The sequence below is a fragment of the Methyloversatilis thermotolerans genome (assembly GCF_000372885.1).
Taxonomy (GTDB): Bacteria; Pseudomonadota; Gammaproteobacteria; order Burkholderiales; family Rhodocyclaceae; genus Methyloversatilis; species Methyloversatilis thermotolerans.
The window spans coordinates 3,453,778-3,475,759 of the sequence record NZ_KB889967.1 but is presented as its reverse complement, the minus strand read 5'-3'; the positions used below and the strand labels follow the sequence as shown (position 1 = coordinate 3,475,759).

General features: G+C 68.2%; 6 protein-coding genes and 1 tRNA gene. 5 read left to right on the top strand and 2 right to left on the bottom strand.

The window, feature by feature from the left end:
• The first annotated feature begins 88 nt into the window (after nucleotides 1-88).
• Both A3Q7_RS19985 and A3Q7_RS0115755 read left to right on the top strand, forming a co-directional pair.
• Nucleotides 89-16,855 (top strand): two-partner secretion domain-containing protein, encoded by a 16,767-nt coding sequence (locus tag A3Q7_RS19985; protein ID WP_018412869.1) that lies wholly within the window; start codon nucleotides 89-91, stop codon nucleotides 16,853-16,855.
• A 35-nt stretch (nucleotides 16,856-16,890) separates the two neighbouring features.
• Nucleotides 16,891-17,664, top strand: a complete 774-nt coding sequence (locus tag A3Q7_RS0115755; RefSeq protein ID WP_051079214.1) for a FecR family protein — start codon at nucleotides 16,891-16,893, stop codon at nucleotides 17,662-17,664.
• 58 nt (nucleotides 17,665-17,722) lie between these two features.
• Here the strand turns inward: A3Q7_RS0115755 and A3Q7_RS0115750 are convergent, their stop codons facing one another.
• Both A3Q7_RS0115750 and A3Q7_RS0115745 read right to left on the bottom strand, forming a co-directional pair.
• On the bottom strand, nucleotides 17,723-18,436 hold the full coding sequence (locus A3Q7_RS0115750; protein WP_018412867.1) for a DsbC family protein: 714 nt from the start codon (nucleotides 18,434-18,436) through the stop codon (nucleotides 17,723-17,725).
• A gap of 51 nt (nucleotides 18,437-18,487) precedes the next feature.
• On the bottom strand, nucleotides 18,488-19,654 hold the full coding sequence (locus tag A3Q7_RS0115745) for a UbiH/UbiF family hydroxylase (protein ID WP_018412866.1): 1,167 nt from the start codon (nucleotides 19,652-19,654) through the stop codon (nucleotides 18,488-18,490).
• Between the two features lie 104 nt (nucleotides 19,655-19,758).
• On the opposite strand from A3Q7_RS0115745, the gene A3Q7_RS0115740 reads away from it, so the two are divergent.
• The 3 genes from A3Q7_RS0115740 (at nucleotide 19,759) to A3Q7_RS0115730 (ending at nucleotide 21,968) form a co-directional block, all read left to right on the top strand.
• A tRNA-Met gene (locus A3Q7_RS0115740) sits at nucleotides 19,759-19,835 on the top strand.
• 376 nt (nucleotides 19,836-20,211) lie between these two features.
• Nucleotides 20,212-20,742 (top strand): class I SAM-dependent methyltransferase, encoded by a 531-nt coding sequence (locus A3Q7_RS0115735; RefSeq protein ID WP_157278213.1) that lies wholly within the window; start codon nucleotides 20,212-20,214, stop codon nucleotides 20,740-20,742.
• Nucleotides 20,743-20,750: 8 nt separating this feature from the next.
• Nucleotides 20,751-21,968: a glycosyltransferase family protein gene (locus A3Q7_RS0115730; RefSeq protein WP_018412864.1), complete on the top strand. Its 1,218-nt coding sequence runs from the start codon at nucleotides 20,751-20,753 to the stop codon at nucleotides 21,966-21,968.
• Nucleotides 21,969-21,982: the final 14 nt, after the last annotated feature.

Genomic DNA, 21,982 nt, shown 5'->3' with positions numbered 1-21,982 from the left:
AGGCCGAAATCCTTCCGTTCCGGCGCGCCGCGCGCGAGCAGCATCCCGATGCGCTCATCGGCCCGGAAACCGGAAACTTGAGGTCAGCATGAACAAAGGTCGCTACACCCTGGTGTATTCCGATGCGCAGGGCACTTATATGCCCGCGCCGGAGGAAACGAGCCGCCGCGGCAAGGGACGCGGCAGCCGGGCATTGCGCCGGCTGGTCGCCGCCATGGCCGCAGCCATGCCCGGTCTGGTCATCGCCAATCCGAGCGGACATCAGGTGATCCAGGGGCCGGTCGAGGTGCAGCAGCAGGGCAATACGCTGAACATCACGGCGGGCGACAAGTCCATCATCCACTGGAAGCACTTCTCGATACAGGCGGGCGAAGTCACCCGCTTCATCCAGCCGGACGCGAACTCCAGCGTGCTGAACCGGGTGGTCGGGCAAGACCCCTCGCACATCCTGGGTTCGCTGATCGCCAACGGCAAGGTGTTCCTGATCAACCCCAACGGCATCCTGTTCGGTGCCGGCGCACGCGTCGACACCGCCGGGCTGGTGGCCTCGACACTGAACATCAGCAATCAGGACTTCGCCAGCGGCCGCCTGCGCTTCACTGCCGAAGGCGCCGCCGGCAAGCTGCGCAACGAGGGCACGCTGAAAACCACGGGTGGCCCGCTGCTGCTGATCGCGACCGACATCGAGAACACCGGACTGATCACCGCGGACAACGGCGACATCGTGCTCGCCGCCGGCAAGAGCGTAGACATCGCAGATCCTCACCAGCCGGCTCTGCGCGTGCGCATCGAGGCGGGCGGCGAGGCGGTCAACCTGGGACAGATCATCGCACGCAGCGGCAATGCCGGCATGTTCGGCGCCGCGCTCGTGCAGGGCGGCAAGGTGCAGGCCACCGGCGCGGAACGGACGGCGGACGGCCGCATCGTGCTGAAGGCGTCGAAATCGGTCACGCTCACCGCGCAGTCGGAAACGACCGCGCGCACCAGCCAGGGCGATGGCGGCCAGGTCGACATCGCGGCACCGGAAGTGAAGGTCGAGGCAGGCGCGGTGATCGACACCAGCGGCATGCGCGGTGGCCGCATCGATATCGCGGCCGAACATCGGGCGGTGGTCGAGGGCACGCTGCGATCGGTGGGCAGACTGCCGGCTCCGGCGCCCGCGCCAGCGCCAGCCGCCCCCGCCGACATCGAACTTCCGGCCACCGCCGCCGGCCCGCTATCGCCCGGCACCCCGCCGGTCGATGCAGGCCAGGGCGGCCACATCGTGGTTACCGGCGAAACGGTACGCATCGGTGCAGAAGCCGAGCTGGATGCCTCCGGCGACCGCGGCGGCGGTTCGCTGCTGATCGGCGGCGACTGGCAGGGCGCCAATCCGGCGGTGCGCAATGCGCAGACGACGCAGGTGGCTTCCGGCGCGCGACTGCTGGTCGACGCACTGCAGGAAGGCGATGGCGGCAAGGTGGTGGTGTGGGGCGATCAGGTCACGGCCTTCCACGGCAATATCTGGGCGCGTGGCGGCCGTGATGGCGGCAACGGCGGCCAGGTGGAGGTATCGGGCAAGGTCGCCCTGCTCTATCGCGGACGCACCGACACCTCGGCGGCCCGCGGCCGCAACGGCACCCTGCTGCTCGACCCGCTGGCCATCGTGATCCAGGGCGGAAGCGGCGACGGATCAATCGATGGCAACGCAAGTTTCGGCGACGACGGCCGCATCGATGCCGGCGCGCTCGGTCCCACCGTGCTGTTCGAGAGCGAGATCGAGGAACAGAGCAAAACCACCGACATCGTGCTGCGCGCGCAGCGCTCGGTTACCGTCGGTGATCAGGCCTTCAGTTACACAGGCAGCGGCAATGCCAGTGGCGAAACAAGCGGTCAGCTCACGCTGGCGGCGGACAGCAGCCTGCTGATCGAGACGCGCAATCTCGGCACCGCGGAAGGCGGTGCCAGCGCCGGCATCGATCTGGTGACCGGCGGTGCGCACGGTGCTGCGCTGCGCATCGTGACCCAGGGCAGCGGCAGCATGACGCTGCAGACCGGCTACAGCAACGGTGTGCAGGTGGGCGACCAGCGCGCCGACATCGTGCTGCCGGTGCTGCAGACGGCGGCCGGCGGCATCCTGATCCGCGCTGGCAGCAGTTCGACCGTCGACCTGCGCGGCAGCCGCTATGACTCGGGCGCCGGCATCGACATCGACGCCGGCACCGTCACGGGCGGCGTCACCTTCAACGCGAGCGATGGCACGCACATCGACGGCGACTACAGCGCGACATCGGGCACACTCACCTTCAATGGCGGCGCATCGTCCATCAGCGGACGCCTGACGCTGGCCGCCAACCTCGGTGGCAATGCCGCACTGACGCTGGGCGGCCTGCTGTGGCAGAGCGGCCAGATGCTGAGCGGCGCCACCACGACGCTGACCGGCAGCGGCCTGATCGACAACAGTGTCGCCTACCGCTACCTCGACCGTCGGCTCAACGTGACCGGCCAGCTCGAACTCGCCAACAGCGCCGGTTACGACCTGTACGTGCGCGATGGCGGACAACTGAACATCAGTGCCGGCGGCAGCGTCGGTACCGCGGCCGCCGACGGCTTCCTGCGCCTGGCCGCGTCCTCCGGCACCGCCCTGTTCAGCGCTGAAGGCAGCGCCAGCCTGGCTCTGGGCGACGGCAGCACATTCAACCTGTCGTCCGACAACGCGGCCGGCAATCTCATCGCCGGCAGCTTCACCACCACCGGCAACGGCCTGCTTCTGTTGGCGGCGGGTCGGATAAATACCGGCGCCGATACGACCATCAGCGGCAGCGGCTCACTGCGTCTTGCGAATTCAGGCGCGATCGGTGGCAGCCACGTGCTCACGGTCGCTACGCTGTTCGACTGGCGTGGCGGCAGCATGGACGGCAGTGGCAGCACGGTGCTGAGCGGCAACGGCCTGATCGACGACAGCAGCGCCTATCGTTACCTGCAGCGCACGCTGCGCATCGACGGCACGCTGACGCTGGACAACCCGACCGGCTATGACCTTCGCATCGGCAACGGCGGGCATCTGCACATCGGCTCGACCGGCACGCTCGCCACCGGCACGACGAACGGCTTCATCTACATGCAGGCCGGCACCGGAGGTACGACGACGCTGAGCGCCGACGCGGGCGGGCGCATCGCAGTGGCCGACGGCACCATGCTCACGCTGCGCAGCGACAGCAACAGCGGCAACCAGCTTGCGGGCAGCTTCGATCTCGATGGAAGCGGCGTGCTGCATCTGGACAGCGGCGCGATCCATGTCGACGGCAACGCCACCTTCGGCGGTGACGGCCTGCTGCGCATGAGCGGCGGCGCAACGATCAACGGCGGCGGCACGCTGACGATCGCCAGCGGTTTCGACTGGCGTGGCGGCCGCTTCGGCGGCAGCGGCACCACCCGCCTGATCGGCGACGCCGTCATCGACAACACCTCCGCCTACAAATACGCAAGCCGCAGGATCGAAGTGTCCGGCCATCTCACCTTCGGCAATTCGGCCGGTTACGACCTGCGCATCGAGAACGGCGGCGCACTGCATCTGGCGGCGGGCGGACGGTTGTCCACCGCCAGTAATGGCCTCATCTACATGCAGGCGGGCAGCGGCGGCAGCGCAGCCTTCTCCGCCGCCGCCGGTTCGGCGATCACGGTCGGCGAAGGCACCACGCTCACACTGCGCGGCGACGGCAACGCAGGCAACACGCTGGGCGGGCAGTTCGTGCTCGACGGCGCCGGCGCACTGCACATCGACTCCGGCCTGTTCACGACAGCCGCCCCCACCACCGTCGGCGGTACCGGTCTGCTGCGCATCAGCGGTGGCACGACCCTGAACTTCGATCACGCCTCGACCATTTCGACGCAGTTCCGCTTCGAGGGCGGCACGCTGGGCGGCAGCGGCAACGTACTGATCAACGGCCCCATGATCTGGTCGGGCGGCACCTTGTCCGGCAGCGGCACCGCCACCCTGGCGGGCAATGCGGTGATCGACAACACGGCGGCTTACAAGCTGCTGAACCGCCGCATGGTGGTGACCGGCTCCATGCAGTTCGGCAACAGCAGCGGCTACTACCTGCAGATCGGCGCCGGTGGCACTCTGCACATCGCCGCCAGCGGGCGGCTGTCCACCGACGCCGCAGCCGGCATGATCTACATGGCGGCCGGCAGCGCCGGCAGTGCGCTGTTCAGCGCCGACGAAGGCGCGCGCATCGATGCGGCCAGCGGCGCGGACCTCACGCTGCAAGCCGACAGTAGCGGCAACAACTTCATCGGCGGTCATTTCACGCTGGGCGGCACCGGGGATGTTCACCTCGATTCCGGGCTGATGCGCACCTCGGCCAGCACGGTCATCGACGGCAGCGGCCGCCTGCGCATCAGCAGCGGCGCCACGCTGGAAGCCGCCGCTGCACTGACCCTGGCCGGCCCGGTGCGCATGGATGGCGGTACGCTGGGCGGCAGCGCCGACATCGTGCTGAGCGGCGACTTCAGTTGGGGTGGCGGCACCATGGCGGGCTCCGGCACGACCACGCTCACCGGCCACGGCCATGTCGATGGCAGCTCGGCATACCGCTATCTTGACCGCCGCATGGTGGTCGGCGGCGAGCTGCTGTTCAGCAACAGCACCGGATATTTCCTGCAGATCCGCCAGAACGGCGGCGACAGCGGCGCGCTGCACATCGCGACCGGCGGACGTCTGCTCACCGATGGCGCGAACGGCTACATCCATATGGCGTCCGGCAGCGGCGGCAGCGTGCTGCTGTCTGCCGACGCCGGTTCCGTGATTTCGCTGGGCAGCGGCACCACGCTGCGCCTGCAGTCGGACAGCAATGCGGGCAACCGCATCGCCGGACAGTTCACGCTGGAAGGCGACGGGCGGATGCACCTGGATTCCGGCGTCATTTCCGCGGACGCGGACACCACCTTTGCCGGCGACGGCATACTGCAACTGTCCAGTGGTGCGACGCTGGCCGGCAGCGGGCTGGTGAACATCGCATCGCGCTTCGAATGGCTGGGCGGCAGCATGGCCGGCAGCGGCACGACGCGGCTGCTGCGCGACAGCGCGCTGAGTGGCAGCGGCGCACGCTATGTGGATCGCCGTTTCGAGGTGGCGCAAGGCGTCACCCTGAGCCTGGGCGACAATGTGTCGCTGCAGCGCTCGACCAGCAACGGCGGCAGCGGCGCACTGATCGCATCGGGCGAGGTGGTGAAGGACAGCGGCAGCGGCACCGCCTACCTCCAGTACCTGGACCTGTCGGGCACCATCGCGTCGTCCAGCGGCACGCTTTCCTTGCATGGCAACACCCAGGGCAGCAGCCTGCATGGCCTGCGCGCCGCCACCCGCGACAGCGGCTTGCTGCGTCTGGATTCGGGCCTGTTCACGCTGGGCGACGGGCAGCAGCTCGCCATCACCGCCGGCCGCCTGGATCTGAGCGGTGCCACGCTCGCCAGCAGCGGCAGCGCCACCGTCCAGGGCACGGGACAGTTCCGCATCGAATCCGGCACCCTGGGCGGTGCCGGCACGCTTACCGTCAGCGCCGGCTTCGACTGGACCGGCGGCAGCATGTCGGGTACCGGCACCACGCGCCTTGACACCTCGGCAACGCTGACCGGCAGCGGCACACGCACGCTCGACCGCACGCTGGAAGTCGCCGCCGGCCGCACGCTCACGCTGGGCGAGAACGTGGCCATACAGCGCTCGACCAGCAATGGCGGCAGCGGTACGCTGGTCGCGCTGGGCAATGTGGAGCGCAGCGGCGATGGCACCGCCTATCTGCGCTATCTCGACCTGCGCGGCAACGTCACCGCCACCAGCGGCATCCTGTCGCTGGTCGGCAACACGGCGGGCAGCCGCATCGGCGGCGCCGTGCTCACGACCTCGGGCAGTGGTTCGCTGCGGCTGGATTCCGGCAGCTTCGTACTCGATGCCAACGACACGCTGCAGATCGCCGCCGGATCGCTCGAGCTGTCGGGCGCCACACTCACGACTTCCGGCAACAGCAGCATTGCCGGCGCCGGACGGCTGCGTTTCACTTCGGGCAGCATCACCGGCAGCGGCGTGCTCGATATACGGACCGACATGGACTGGAGCGGTGGCAGCATGGCCGGCGCCGGCACCACGCGTCTGTCCGGCGCAACGCGCATCCTGTCGGGTTCTTTGCGCGCGCTCAGCCGCACGCTGGAAATCGCCGGGACGACGCTCGCACAGAACACCAGCGGTGCGCTGCAGATACAGACCGGCGGCCGCCTCGCCATCCTGTCCGCCGGTGAGCTGGAACTGGCCGGGGCGCCGCAGATCACCCACGAAGGCAGCGGGCGCATGGACAACGCGGGCCTGCTGCGCAAGACCGGCAGTGCCACCGCCACGCTGGCCATGCCGCTGACCAATACCGGCACGCTCAAGGTGGAGAGCGGCACGCTCATCACCAGCCAGTTCCCGCTCAACGCGGGGCTGATCGACGTGACGGCGGGCGCGACACTGCAGACCGGCGCTGCGGCACTGAACAATACCGGCATCGTCCAGGGTGGCGGCACGCTGAATCTGGGCGGCGCGCTGTTCAGCAATGCAGGCACCGTGCGCCCGGGCGGCCAGGGCAGCGCCGGCACGCTCACCTTGATCGCTCAGTTCGAACAGACCGCCGAAGGCGTGCTCGAAGCCGATGTGCTGGGCACTGCCGCGGCCGACCAGGACAAGCTGGTGGTCAGCGGCAGCGCTGAGATGGGTGGCGCGCTGGTCATGCTGCCCGCCGACGACGTCAAGTTCGGCGCCAACGATCGCTACACCGTGCTGTCCTGTGGCAGCGACGGCTGTCTGAGCGGACGCTTCGCACGCATCGACACCGGCGCGCTGCAACTGAGCGCCAACACGTTCTCGAATGCGCTGAGCTTCGCCACCGGCACCATTGCCAGCAACTGGATATCGGAAAGCTCCGGCTACTGGGACGTGGCGGCGAACTGGGCCGGTGGCCTCATCCCGACCGACGGCAACGAGGTGATCATCGATCGCGCGGGCGACCTGACGATCACGATACGCAGCAGCACCCGCTACAGCGAAATCCGCCTGGCATCGCTGTTCTCCAACGAGAACATCGAAGTGACCGGCAGCACGCTCACCCTGAGCCGAGATTCAGTCATCAATGGCCGGCTCGTCATGAGTGGCGGCACCATCAACATCGGCAGCGAACTGCGCACCGGTGGCTTTGCGCTCAGCGGGGGCACGATACGCGGCGGAACGCTGATCTCGGACAGTCTGGTGAGCACGCTGTCCGGCGGCCGGCTGGACAGCCTGGATCTGGTGCTGGGCGAACGGCTCAATGCCAGCGGCGGCACGCTGTCGAACGTGACGCTGTCGGCCACCGGCAACCGCGCCGGCGCCGGGAATATCGTGGTGAGCAATGGCGGCGATCTGCAGGTGGCCGGCGCGCTGGTGCTGGACGGCAGCACGGTCACGCTGGCTTCCGATGGCAGTTCCACCTTCCTGCGCGGCACTTCCGGCGCATGGTCCATCGGCGGCAATGGCACCATCCTGTTCGCCGGTTCGCACGACGCCGTGCGCGCCAACAACTACCTCGGCTACAGCTCCAATTCCCCGCTGTCCATCGGCGCAGGCGTCACCGTCACCGGCACCAATGGCGGGTACATCTACTTCTCGGACAACGGCAGCAATGCCGGCACCATCCTCGCCGCCAGTGCCGGCAAGGAGATTTCCCTCAACGCATGGAACAGCGGCGCGAGCTGGACCAATAGCGGCACGCTGCAACTGGATGGCGGCGGCTTCCATTCCGGCAGCAATATCCTGAACACCGGACGCATCGTCGGCGCCGGCGAAATTTCGATGAGCGGCCGCACGCTCACCAACGCCGGTCTGCTCGAGGTCGGCCGCGGACTGTTGCTGCTCACCGGTAATCTGACCCAGACCGCGGACGGCACGCTGAGCATGGATATCGGCGGCCTCGATCGCGGCAGCGGGCATGGCGCGCTCGATGTCGATGGCACGCTGGCCTTTGGCGGCCGCCTGCTCGTGCGCCATGTCGATGGCTTCGAGCCGGACAGCAGCGAAGCCTTCCCGCTCATCCGCTACAACGTCCGCGCCAGCGGCAGCGCGTTCGCCAGCCTGGATACCCCGACCGGCTATGGCTACGGCAGCTTCTATGGTGTCGGCACCTTCCTCATCGCGCGCGGCGACGCGCTGGACGGGCAGGTGAACGAGTGGATATCCAATTCCAGCGGCGACTGGGCCACCGGCACCAACTGGTCGCTCGGCGTCGCGCCGAATGGCGAAGCAATGACGGTGCTGATCGACCGCATCGGCTATACGCCGACGGTCACCGTGTCATCCGGCAACTGGACGGTGGCGGAGCTCATATCGCAGGAGCATCTGAGCATCACTGGCGGTTCGCTGACCGTGACCAACGAACTGGAGATCGCCGGCAACCTCACGCTGAGCGGCAGCGGCCAGCTCACCGCACTCACACCGGTCGACCTCGCCACGGTGACACTGAATGGCAGCTCCGCGCGCTTCACGGTGCGTGGCGACGGCCATATCGGCAGCTTCCTGCAGTACAACGGCACCTCCACCTTCGCCGGTGCGGGCCTGGCCTTCGACGCCATCGCCATCAGCGGCGGCACGGTGAATTACGACGCCGCCCTGCTGCTGCCCTCCTCGCTGCTGCGCGTCGCCGGTCATACCGCCAATCTCAACGCGGACCAGGGTCAGACGCGCATCGAACTCGTGTCCGGCACGCTCAACCTCAACCTCGCCACGCTGGCCTCGGACATCGCGCTCAGTGGCGGCACGCTGAATGTCGCCGGCAGCACCGACAGCAGCGGCAGACTTGAATGGACTGGCGGCACGATAGCCGGCGGCGGTCGCCTCGCGGTCGGCGGTGTACTGACCGTGGGCGGCGGCAACGCGTCGTTCGGCCTGGACAACACGGTGCTCGCCCATGCCAACACCAGCGGCGACAGCCGCATCGCCAAGACCGGCGGCTACTTCTACCTGACCGGCAGCGAGGCGCAACTGATCAACGAAGCCGGCGCCGTGCTGACGGTGGACACCGGCGGCGGCAGCTTCGGCACCTATTACACCGGCGGCAGTGGCGGCACGCTGAACAATCAGGGCACGCTGATCAAGAGCGGGTCCGGCACGCTGTCGGTGTACAGCCCGACCCGGTTGCAGCAGGACGGCGTGCTGGACATCCGCGAAGGCAGCGTCGCGCTGACCGGAGCCGGCAACGAATTCAATGGCCGCACCACGCTCGCGGCCGACACCGCGCTGCAACTTTCCGGCAGCGCCGCTGCAAGCGCGGGCGAGACAGCGCGCTTCACCGGCGCCGGCCGGATCCAGCAGTCCGCGGGCACGCTCACGCTGGCACAGGGCGCCCGCATCGACACCGACTACCTGCTGTCCAATGGCAACCTGGTGCTCGCCGGCTCGGCGGCGCTGAATGGCCGCTTCACCTGGACCGGCGGCTCGCTGCGCGCCGCCGACGCGGCAAACGCCGGCACGCTGACCGTGGCCGGTCGCTTCGAGCAGAGCGGCAACAACACCGTCTATCTGCGCGACGGGCTGACGCTGGCGCACACGAACGACTCGGGCGACAGCCGCATCAGCAACAGCTCCAGCAGCGGCTTCAACATCGAGAACGGCGCCATCTTCCGCAACACCGGCACGCTCACGCTGGAGTCAGCGAATGCTGAAAACATCCTGTACATCGATCAGGACAGCGGCAGCGCCGGCCTGTTCGAAAACACCGGCACGCTGATCAAGACCGGCGCAGGCCGGCTCGATTTCGGCAGCTACGGCAATCTTGCGTTCAGCCAGATCGGCAGTTTCGACATTCGTGCGGGCCAGGTCGATCTGGGCGGCAGCAACATCACGCTGGCCCAGCTCGGCATCGCCGGCGATGCGCGTGTGCTGGTGCGGGCCGGCACCTCGAGCACGCTGAGCGGCTTTACCGCGACCGGAGACGGTGTGCTCACGCTCGCCGGCGGCACACTGGTACTCGGCAATGCATCGGCCATCGGCAGCCGGCTCGAAATGTCGTCCGGTACGTTGCGGGTGGACACCGGAAGCAGCGTTTCGGTCGACGGCGATTTCGGCTGGACCGGCGGCGTCATCACCGGCGGAGGCACGCTGCAGCAGCGCGGCGTGCTGAGCCAGACCGGCAGCAACCCGGTCTACCTGCGCGGCGGCACCGTGTTCGATCACCGCAACGCGAGTGGTGACAGCCGCATCGCCGCGACCATCCAGCGCAGTCTGGTACTCGACGAGGGCAGCGAGTTCCGCAACGGCGGCACGCTCACGTTCGACGTGGCGGGCAGCGGCGTGCAGTACATCGACCAGGACAGCGGCGCGGCGGGTCGCTTCGTCAATACCGGCACGCTGATCAAGACCGGCAGCGGCCGCCTGGATTTCGGCGCATCCGGACAGGTCGCGCTCGCGCAGAGCGGTCGCCTGCGGGTGGATGCCGGACGCATCACGCTGACCGGCAGCCAGACCGAACATCAGCTCGGTGGCCAGATCGAGATCGCGGATGCCGGGACAATGGACATCACCGGCGGCGCCAGTCGCGCGCTGGCCGGCGTCGTCGTGTCCGGCGCCGGTGTGCTGCAGATCAGCGGCGGCACGCTGACGCTGGACGACGGCGTGAACCTCGCCGGCATCGTGCGCCAGAGCGGCGGCAGTCTGGCCGGCAACGGCAGCAACGAACTGTCCGGACGCTACGAGTGGACCGGCGGCAATGTGACCGGCAGCGGCACCCTCACGGTGAGCGGCGTGCTGCAGATCAGCGGCAACGGCAGCTTCGGACTGGCCGGTCGCTCGCTGCGTCACACCAACGCGTCCGGCGGCAGCGCGCTGTACAAGAGTTCCGGCTACCTGATGCTGAGCGATGGCGCGGACTTCATCAATGCCGACGGCGCGCTGTTCTATCTCGACAGCGGCAGCGGCAGCGGCGCCGGCACCTGGTACAGCGGTACCGCCGGCCGCTTCGTCAATGACGGCACGCTGGTCAAGCAGGGCAGCGGCCGGTTCAGTTTCTGGCAGCCGACGCGGCTGGTGAACAACGGGCAATTCACGGTCGCCCAGGGATCCATCCTGGCCGATGGCTTCTCGGCCAACGCGGGCACGCTGCACCTGTTGAACGGCACCGGATTCTCGACCCAGAACAGTGCGCTCACCAATACCGGCACCATATCCGGTTTCGGCACGCTCACCGTGGGCGGCACCGGCCTGCTCAATCGCGGCATCGTGGCGCCGGGCGGCGCGGGCGCTACCGGCACGCTGCGCATCGCCGGCGTGTTCACGCAGGCCTCCGATGGCAGTCTGCTGGTCGAGCGCGGCGCAAGCGGCACCGATGCGCTGTTGGTCGACCGCACGGCGGCGATCGATGGCGCCCTGGTGGTGAGCATGCTGGACGGTTACACGCCGGTGAATGGCAGTACGCCCTTCGTCAGCGCGTCGGCGGTCAGCGGACAGTTCCGCACGCAATCACTGCCCGATGGTTTCAATGTGTCGAGCAGCACGCAGCAGTTCATCCTGAATTACACCGGCATCCAGTGCGCCGGCATCTGCTGGGACGGTGGCGCCGGCACGCTGAGCTGGCTCGATGCGGCGAACTGGACCGGCGACGTGCTGCCGGGTGTGAATGACCTGGTGTTCATCGCGCTCGATGGCGGCGTCACGGTGGAACTGTCCTCCGGTGACCACAGCATCGCCGCGCTCACCACGCTGGCCGGCAACACGCTGTTGCTGAGCGGCGGCACGCTGCGGTTCACCGGCGGCGCCCAGGGGCTGGCCACCTCCTCGCTCGCCGGCGACGTGCTGCTTGCCGGCGGCACACTGATCGCCGATACCGCGACCACCCTGCAGCGGCTGCTCCTGAGCGCCGGCACGCTGGCCGGCAGCGCCACGATCACGCTCACCGGCAACGGCTCGAGCTGGACCGGCGGCAGCATGACAGGCAGCGGACGCATGGTGCTCGATGCCGGCGCCCGCCTGGATTACGACGGCGACGACAGCAGCAGTTCGCGCTTCACCGAAGTCCGCCAGGGGGCCGTGCTGCGTCACCTGGGCGGCGTGCTGACGCTGACCGGCGGCAGTACCGTGGCCGGCGCGGTCGATTACGCGGCAGAAGCCACCGCGCGCTATGGTGGCAGCGCCAGCTACCATCTGGACAGCACCGGCCAGCTCGGCGGGGCGGGCCGGCTGGAGTTCATCGGCAACGCGGTCGGTACGACCGCCAGCACTGCAGCGGTCGTCGCGGGGGCTGACTACACGGTACGGGTGCAGGACAACGCGCGCTTCACCGTGCAGTCCGCTGCAGCAATCCCGCATCTGGAGATCGCCGGCAGCGCCCAGGTCGTGCTGCAGGCGGGTCTGCTCGCCGGGTCGATCGCGCAATCCGGCGGCAGCGTCACGGTGAATGCCGATTCCGCCACGAATGCCTTCACGTGGACCGGCGGCACGCTGACCGGCCCGGCTTCCCTCACGCTGACCGGCGCGGGCGAATGGTTGCGCGGTACGCTGACCGGCCATCTGCGCATCGCCGAGGCGGCAACGCTCACCTTGCGCACCACCGGCAGCGACGACGTGCAGAGCGGCAGCTACAAGCGCTTCGGCGCCGGTTCGCTCACCAATCTGGGCACGCTGGACTGGCAGGAAGGTCATGTCGACATCGTCGGCAATGCGCGGCTGGACAACGCCGGGCGCTTCGCGATAGCGGGCAATTTCTCGATGGGCGACCGCTCGGTCGGCACCGGTACGCTCACGCTGAACAATCTGGCCGGCGGTCTCATCCGCAAGGACGGCGGCGGCGAAACCAGCATAGGCACGCTGGGCATACCGGGCGGCACCGCGAATTACGCGCTGGTGAGCAACGCGGGCCGCATCGAGGTCGGCAGCGGCAGCCTGCGCTTCGGCATCGGCTACGCCAATGCGCCCGGTGGCGGCAGTTTCACCCACACCGGCGAGATCGACATCATCGCCGGCGCCACGCTGGAAATCGGCGGCAGCTTCAGCCACGCCGGTCACACCTTCATCGACCGCGGCGCGACGCTGCGCCGCACCGGCGGCTTCACCGTGAATGCCGGCAGCACGATGCAGGGCTTCGGCACCCTGGACGTCGGCAGCAATGGCACGCTGATCAACCAGGGCACGCTGCAGGTCGGCGACACGGAATCCGGTGTTCATGTCACCGGCACGCTGACGGTATCGGGTCACTATGTGCAGGGCGATGACGGCCAGCTCGTGGTGACGGTCGGCGGCAATGCCACCGGCCAGTCCGATCGCCTGGCAGTGAGCGGCAGCGCCAGCCTGTCCGGACATCTCGAAGTGTCGGAATCGCCGGGCACGGCCACCACCAACCTGCAGGTCGATGTGGTGAGCGCGGGCGAAGGCGTGAGCGGGCGCTTCACCTCGACCCGCCTGCCGGGTGCCGACTACAGCCTGCGCTACACGGCGGATGCCGCGCGCGTGAGCTTCGCCCGCGTGCAGTGCGGTGGCATCTGCTGGGACGGTGGCGCCGGCACCAACCTGTGGACCGATGCCGCGAACTGGACCGGCGATGTGCTGCCCGGCGTGAACGATCTGGTATTCATCGCGCTGGATGGCGGCGCCTCGGTGCTGCTGTCCAGCGGCGACCAGCGCATTGCGGCGCTCAACACAGCGACCGGCAGCACGCTGACGATAGCTGGCGGAACACTCACGCTCACCGGCGGCACCAACGCCAGCCTCGCCTCGTCGCTGCAGGGCGATGTGCTGCTCACCGGCGGCACGCTCGCCGTGGCCGGTCCGGCCAGCTTCGCCCACCTGCAGCAAAGCGGTGGCTTCAGCCAGTTCGATGGCGTCGTGACGATGGACAGGCTGACGCTGTCCGGTGGCGAGAACGTCACGCTGCGCAGCCATGGCGAAGTCACCGTTACCGGCGAATTCGACTGGCGCGACCGTGCCGATATCGACGGCGGCGGACGCTTCACCACCGCCGGGCACACCACGGCCACGGGCGGTGGCGGCCAGGGCTTCGGCATCAGTGTGGTCTGGCACAACAGCGGCCGCATCGACCTGGTCGACGGCGCGCTGCTGCATTTCTACGATACCAGCGACGGCGATGGCGGCGCGCTGATCAACGCGGCGACCGGCATCCTCGACATCAGCGGCGGCAATGCCCTGGCCGTGGGCAGCCACAGCGGCAGCGACTCGCGCTTCGAGAACTTCGGCACGGTGATCAAGAACGGCGCGAACGAACAGCGCATGGAAGGCGATTACCGCTTCGACAACCACGGCGTCGTGCAGGTGAATGCCGGTCGTCTGGACATCCGTGTCTCGGGCGGCGACGGCGACAGCGGGGTGTATGCCGTCGCCTCGGGTGCAACGCTGGCCTTCGGCGCCGGCCAGCGCACGCTGGCCGCAGGCAGCGACGTGAGCGGCGCCGGCACGGTCGAGTTCGCCGGTGCGCAGCTTGTCGTGAATGGTGGCTACGGCATCGCGGCGACCGGGCACACCCGTGTCACCGACGGGCGGGTCGATTTCGCGCCGGCACTGCAGTTCATCCAGCCTCTGGTGCTGCGCGGCGGCATCGTGAACTTCAACGGAGCCACCCGCCTGAGCCGGCTCGACATGGGCTGGACCGGCGGTCAATACACCAGCCTGGGTGGCCTGGGCACGCTCACGCTGACCGGCAGCGGTTCGACCGTGAGCGATGGCGTCATCGCCAGCGGCCTGATCAGCGGCTACGACATTGCCGGCGGCCCGCTGTACGCGCTGCCGCCGGAAGGCCAGCGTCTGCTCACCGTCGCAGAGGGCGCCGACCTCAGCTTCGGCGGCGCTCAGTACGCCGATCTGTCCGGCCTGCACATCGTCAACGACGGCACGCTCACGCTGGTGAGCAATGTGCATTTGAATCTTGCGAACCGCATCACCAATCACGGCACCCTGAACCTCGGCAGCGACACCACCGCGCTGGCGGACCTGGCCGATGTGGCGTGGACGCCAACCGGCACGCTCACGATAGACAACACCGGCGACGGCCTGCTGGTAAAGCGGAACGACGCCAGCACGCTGCTCGATGCGGACATCCTGAACAGCGGCACGCTGGAACTGGTCGACGGCACGCTGCAGCTCGGCGGCAGCTTCAGCCAGTCCGCCGGCGGTGTACTCATCACGCATGTCGATGACGACGGCGCCGGCCTGCTGCGCACCGCTGGCAGCACCACGCTGTCCGGCGCGCTGCAGGTGGTCGAGGACAGCGGCTACGACCGCGTGCCGCTGGATGCCGACATCGTCACCGCATCCGGCGGCGTGAGCGGCGGCTTCCAGACCACGACATTGCCGGAGGGCTACACCACGGCCAGCAGCACCGGCAGCCTCAAACTGCGCTACCAGCCGGTGCAGTGCGGCGGCATCTGCTGGGATGGCGGTGCCGGCACGCTGAGCTGGCTGGATGCCGCCAACTGGAGCAGCGATGTGCTGCCCGGCCTGACCGATCTGGTGTTCATCGATTTCGCCGGCGGCGCGCAGGTGACGCTGAGCAGCGGCAGCCACCAGATCGCCGGCCTGCACATCGGCGCCGGCAACCGGCTCACATTGAGTGACGCGACGCTTGCGCTGGGCAACGCCGACCCGACTTTGAACCTCGCCAGTCAGCCTTCGGTCGTCGGCGGCGACCTCGTGCTGGGCGGCGGCGCCACGCTGGCACTGGTCGACGGTCACCAGATGAATGTGTTCGGGCGCATGGACTGGAACGGCGCCGGGCGCATCGAAGGCGGCCGGCTGGCGATAGGCGAAGGTGGCGAGTTCCGGATAGGCGGCGCGTCCGGCGGCCATGTGCTGTCCGATGTGCGGGTGCAGAACGGCGGCAGCCTGACGATAGAAACCGGCGGCAGCGCGGAGGTCGCCCAAGGTCTGGCCGCGGCCGCCGCGGCAGCGGACGGCCTGCAGATGCTCGATGGCAGCCTGATCGACAACAGCGGTGTGGTCACCCTGGTCGGCGACAGCAGCGTGGAGGGCAGCGGCACCGTGCTCATCAATCGCGGCCTGGTCATCAAGACCGGCAGCGGCGGCACGCGCTTCGCCGATGGCGCGCTCGTCGACAACACCGGCGCCGGTACGCTGGATGTGCGCGAAGGATTGCTTGCGCTCGCGCTGTCCCGCGGCAATGCCGGCCGCATCACGCTCGCGTCGGGTGCGGCGCTATTGCACACCGGCACGCTGGACAGCAGCGGCATCATCGACGGCGGCGGAACCCTGTACGGCGAGGTGGTGAATGCCGGTGTGCTCAGACCGGGTGGCGCGGCCGGCATCGGCACGCTCACGATAGAAGGTTCGCTCACCCAGACCGGCGCCGGCCGCATGGAATTCGACCTGGCCGCGTCGTCGCAGGACCGCATCGTGGTGCGCGATGGCGGCACGCTGCTCGATGGTGTGCTGGCCATCACGCGCCTCGGTAACGTGCAACCGGTGCAGGGCGAAAGCCGCGAACTGGTAAGTGCTTCCGACATCGCCGCCGGCGCACTGGTACTGCAGGCGGCCAGCGGCGACGAGCTGGGCCGCTCGGCGAATGTGCTGGTGCTGCTGCATCCGGCCTGCGTGAGCAACTGTGGTGGCGAAGCACCGGTCGAGCCCGCGCCGGTCGATCCCGGTACGACGCCGATCACCGTCGTACCCCCGCTGCTGCCCGAAGTGTTCAAGCCACCGCGCATCGATCCGCCGACGCCGCCGGCCACGCCGCGCGTGCCGACGCTCAACGTCGCCGACACGGTGGAAGCCGTCGGCAGCATTGCCACCGCGGCTGGTCCGCAGCCGGATCAGCCGTTGCGCGACTTCCGCGCCAGCCGGCTGCAGTGCCGCTGAGCCCAGCGCATGGCAACCTTACCCAGGAGAACCTCATGAGTCCGCTCCGCCTTCCGCTTGTGCTGCTGGGCCTGCTGCTGTCCGGCACATGCGTCCATGCGCAACAATCATCGTCGCAGGCGGCGGGTCGCGTGAGCTATCTGTCGGGCACCATGTATGTGCAGACCCCGGACAACAAGACGCGCATCCTTGCGCGCGATTCGGCGGTGTATTCGGGTGACGTGATCAGTACCGAGAAGGCCACGGTGGCGCGCATCGAATTCGGCGACGGCTCGACGCTGGCGCTGCGGCCGCGCAGCCAGATCCGCATCGACGGCTATGCCTTCGACGAGGCGAAACCGGAAAGCGACAGCCTGCTGTACAGCCTGGTCAAGGGCGGCCTGCGCGCGGTGACCGGGCTGATCGGCAAACGCAATCGACAGGGCTACCGCGCGAGTACGGTGACCGCAACGATAGGCATACGCGGCACCCGGTTCGGCCTGCTGCTGTGCGACGAAACGACCAAGGAAGAACCCGCCTGCATCAAGGCGCTGCAGGACGCGAAGGAAGAGCGCGGCAGCGAACCGGCGCTGGTGCTGGATGTCGAGGAGGGCAGCATCGAGGTGAAGAACGATGGCGGCAGCAAGACCTTCGAAGTCGGTCAATCGGGCATCGTCATCGGCAGCAAGAGCGCACCACAGTCGCTGAACGAAAACCCGGGACTGGATGGCGCACTGCCCTCGTCCACGGCGCCGCGCCCGGGTGCCGGCGGGCTGGGCGGCAGCACCGGACTGGGCAGCGACGCCGACGCATCGTGCACGGTCCAGTAAGCGGCGTGGGCGCACAGGCCAGGCCGCTTGCCGGACCGCCCGCGTCGCGTCGCTCAGCTCACTTCACCGCACTCATGCGCTTGTCGAGCTGGGCGACCGGCACATAGCCGGGTATGCGCTCGCCATTGCTGAGGAATATGGTCGGCGTGCCGCGCACCCGGTACTTCTCGCCGAGCGCCGCGGATTTCTGCAGACCGCTCAGGTCGCACGAAGCTTGCTGCGCAGCGGGCGCCACATTGGCGGTCATCCAGTCGGTCCAGGCCTTCTGCCGGTCGAGCGAACACCAGATGGCTTCCGACTTCTTCTGCGAATCCGGGCCCAGCACCGGCGTCAGGAAGGTGTAGACGGTCACGTCATTGAGCGACTGCAGTTCCTTCGCCAGCTTCTTGCAATAGCCGCAGTTCGGATCCTCGAAGGTGGCGATGACGCGCTTGCCATTGCCGCGCACCTGCTTGATCGCCAGTTCCAGCGGCAACTCGGCGAAATTGATTGCCGACAACTGCGCCTGACGTGCCTGCGTGATGTTCTGCCGGGTCTTGGCGTCGAGGATTTCACCGAGCAGCAGGTAGTTCGCCTTTTCGTCGGTGTAGATGATCTCGCCGCCGACACGCACCTCGTACAGGCCGAGATACGGCGTCTTGCTCACCCCCTCGACCTTGGCGCCGCCGCCCAGCGTGGCTTCGACCGCGGCCTTGATGGTGTCCTCCGGACCGGCCCAGGCCAGCGAAGAGGCGAGAACGCAGGCGATGGCTGCGGTGTGCTTGATGGACATGTGTTTTCCTCGTCGGGGTGCCTGTGGCACCCATTGATGTAATCGGTCGGCTCAGCCGAGCGCATAGCGTACCAATGCGTTGCGTACGACCGGCAGCCGGCGCGTCAGGTTCAGCCCGGTATTGCGCAGCCAGGAAAGTGCCGGCCACTGCGGCCGGAACAGTTCGTGCAGCGCATGGGTGGTGAGCTGCATCGCCTTCACTTCCTCGGCGCGCCGCCGCTCGTAGCGGCGCAGCACGCGCACGTCGCCCAGCACCGACCGGTCGACGCCGGAAATCACCTCCGCCATCACGCGCGCATCGGCGAATCCCAGGTTTACGCCATGGCCGGACAGTGGATGGATGGCGTGCGCCGCATCGCCGATCAGCGCCAGCCCGGGCGCGATCACCTGCGGCACCTGCATCAGGCGCAGCGGAAAGCCGGCGGCCGGCGTCACCAGCTCGAGCCGGCCCAGCACATGTTCGCCCGCGGCGGCCACATGCGCCGCCAGTGTCGCCGGCTCATATTGCAGCAGTTCGTGCGCCACCGCCTCCGGCGCGGACCACACCATGGACATGTGCTGATCGGGCAGAGGCAGGAAAGCCAGCACGCCGTCGTTGCGGAACCACTGCCAGGCGGTGCCCAGGTGCGGCTTCTCGCACCGGAAATTGGCTACCACGCCCTGCTCGCGGTAGTCGGTGAAGCGTGCATCCAGTCCGGACTGCGCCCTGACCCAGGAATTGACCCCGTCGGCACCGACCACCAGCGCGGCATCCAGCACCCGTCCATCTTCCAGCGTGAGCCGGCTGCGGCCATCGCTCGCGTGCAGCGCCTGCGGCCGCGCCGGGCACAGCAGCGTGACATTCGCCTGCCGCTTCACGCCTTCCCACAGTTCGCGCGCGATCAGACTGGATTCGCCTATCCAGGCCAGTTCCGGCACCCCCACGTCAAAAGCGGAAAAATCCAGCCGCGCGCCGCGATCACCGAACACCTCGATGCGCTTCATCGGTTGCAGCCGCGAGCGATCGAGGTGGGCCCAGGCACCCACGCCGTCGAGAAACCGCGCGCTGCCCGGGCTGAAGGCATAGACCCGCGCATCCCAGCCACCCACCGGCCATTCCGGCACGCGGCCCTCGACCAGGGCCACCGAAATCTGCGCACGCCGCAACGCCGCACACAGCGCCAGGCCCGGCAGGCCGGCACCGACCACCACCACATCGAATTCCAGATCCCGCTGCATCGCGGACTCTCCAGCGTTGTTCGGGGCAAGCCCGCAATTGTCCGGCGCCACCGCCGTCCTTGACAAGTCCCCGCCGCTCCACGAAAATCCACCGCCTTTCGCGTGGTGATGTAGCTCAGCTGGTTAGAGCGACGGATTCATAATCCGTAGGTCGAGGGTTCAAGTCCCCCCATCACCACCACTAGATTCAAGCACTCAGGCCAACTCTTCGGGGTTGGCCTTTTTGCTTTTGCAGGCCCGATGAAGCCGTGGTGTCGCCGGCTTCCGGGTCGACCGGAGTTCGGCTCCGCCCATCTTCGCAGCCCTGCGCCTGTCCCGGCGCGGCGGTGACGCAGTGCGCTCACGTCAATGTACTATCTGCGACGGCTGTGCGCAGTCCGACCGCATGCCTGCTGCCGCACATTGCTGCGGTTCGTGCCCCGACCCTTGCCACCCCAGTTGACGCCTGCCGCGCGATGAATCTTCCCGCCGCCGCCCGCCGTGTCCGCTCCGCCGTCCGCGCGTGGCGCTGGCGTCGCCGGCTCGCGGGCTTGCCGGCGACGGCGGACGGGCGGCGGTTGCTGCACATCGGCTGTAGCGACGTCGATGCGCCGGGTTTCATCAAGCTCGACGCGCGTCCGCTGCCGCATGTCCATTTCGTCCGCCGCGACATCACGCGGCTGACGATGATTCCCGATGCTGCGCTGGACATGGTGTACATGTGCCATGTGCTGGAACATGTGATGCGCCCGCGCATCGTCGCCACGCTAAAGGAAATGGCGCACATATTGAGGCCGGGCGGTCTGCTGCGCCTGTCGGTGCCGGATTTCGACCGCATCGTGCGCCTGTATGAGGCCGCCGGCCGCGACATCCGGGCCATCGCCGCGCCGCTGGTGGGTGGACAGGACTACGCCCACAACATTCACTACGTGGCATTCAATCGCGATTTCCTCGCCGATCAGTTGCTGCGGGCGGGCTTTGTCGGGATCGCCGACTGGCATCCCCACGCGTGCGCGCACCACGATTTCGAAGACTGGGCTTCACGGCCCATCCATCTGGGCGACCGCTCCTTTCCGGTCAGCCTGAATCTCGAAGCGCACAAACCGTGAGCCCTGCCATGGCGTCCGAAGACCGCTCCGCACCGTTGCAGAAACGCATTCTTGTCGTCGGTCCTTTCATGCACAGGCTGGGGCACTACTCCACCTTTCCGCACGACCTCGCGCGCGGATTCGCGCTGAATGGCGCGCAGGTGACCGTGCTCGCACCCGCGCAGCCCGCGCTGGCGACACCCGCCGATGCCCCCTACCGGCTCATCAGCCTGGCCACGCTGGCTCCACCCGGCGGCGGCGTCGCGCGCGCAGCCTGGCATGCGCTGCAGCGCGCGCCGATACTGCTCGCGCTGTTCTGGATCGCGCTCAATACGCGCCCTGCCGACTACGATCTGGTGTACTGGACGGACTTCAAGCCGGACAACCAGCAGAGCACCTGGCCGCTCGCCGTGGCACGCTGCCTGGGTCTGTATCGACACCGGACGGCATTCACCGAACACTACAGCTTCAGTTGGACGCGGCACCGGCTGCAGCGTCTGCTGCGGCTGGACCGTCTGCGCCTGCACAAGACCACCCTGATCGTGCACTCGCGAAAGCTGCTCGAGTGGGTGCGCCTGAACATGGCGTGGCCGGACAAGGGCCACTATGTGCCTTGGGGTCTGTGGCCGGTCGCCCCCGCGCACCTGGACCGGACAGCCGCGCGGCGCGCGCTGGGCATGGCGGAGGACGCGCGTGTGCTGCTGGTATTCGGCATGCAGGCGATACGCCGAAAGCATGTCGACACGCTGGGTGCCGCGATCGACCGGATGACTCTCGATCGCCCGCTTACCCTCGTGTTCGCCGGCATCCGCACCTCGCACGACGAGGAACATCCTTTCGATTCGCCCGCCCTGCTGGCGAAGCCGCAGTTGACCGTGATGCGGCACGAGCACTTCCTGGACGACGACGCGGTGACGCGCCATTTCGCGGCAGCCGACGCAGTCTGGGCCTGTTACCGCGATTTCATGGGTGCATCGGGCGTACTGTGCCAGGCGATCGCGCACCGACGGCTCGCCCTGTGCGCGGATGCGGCGGAAAGCGGGGCACTGGTGGCCGACTACGGCGTTGGCCTGATGCCCGCCCGGACCGACGTCGAAGGGGTGCGGCAAACCTTGTGCCGCTTCATCGGAATGAGTGCCGGCGAGCAGGCGAGCTACGAAGCGAACACCGTTGCTGCTGCGCGCGAGCTGGCCTGGCCGCACGTCGCGCAGCGCATCCTCGCACTCGCGCTCGCGGCGGACGACTGAGCGCGCGCCGTGCC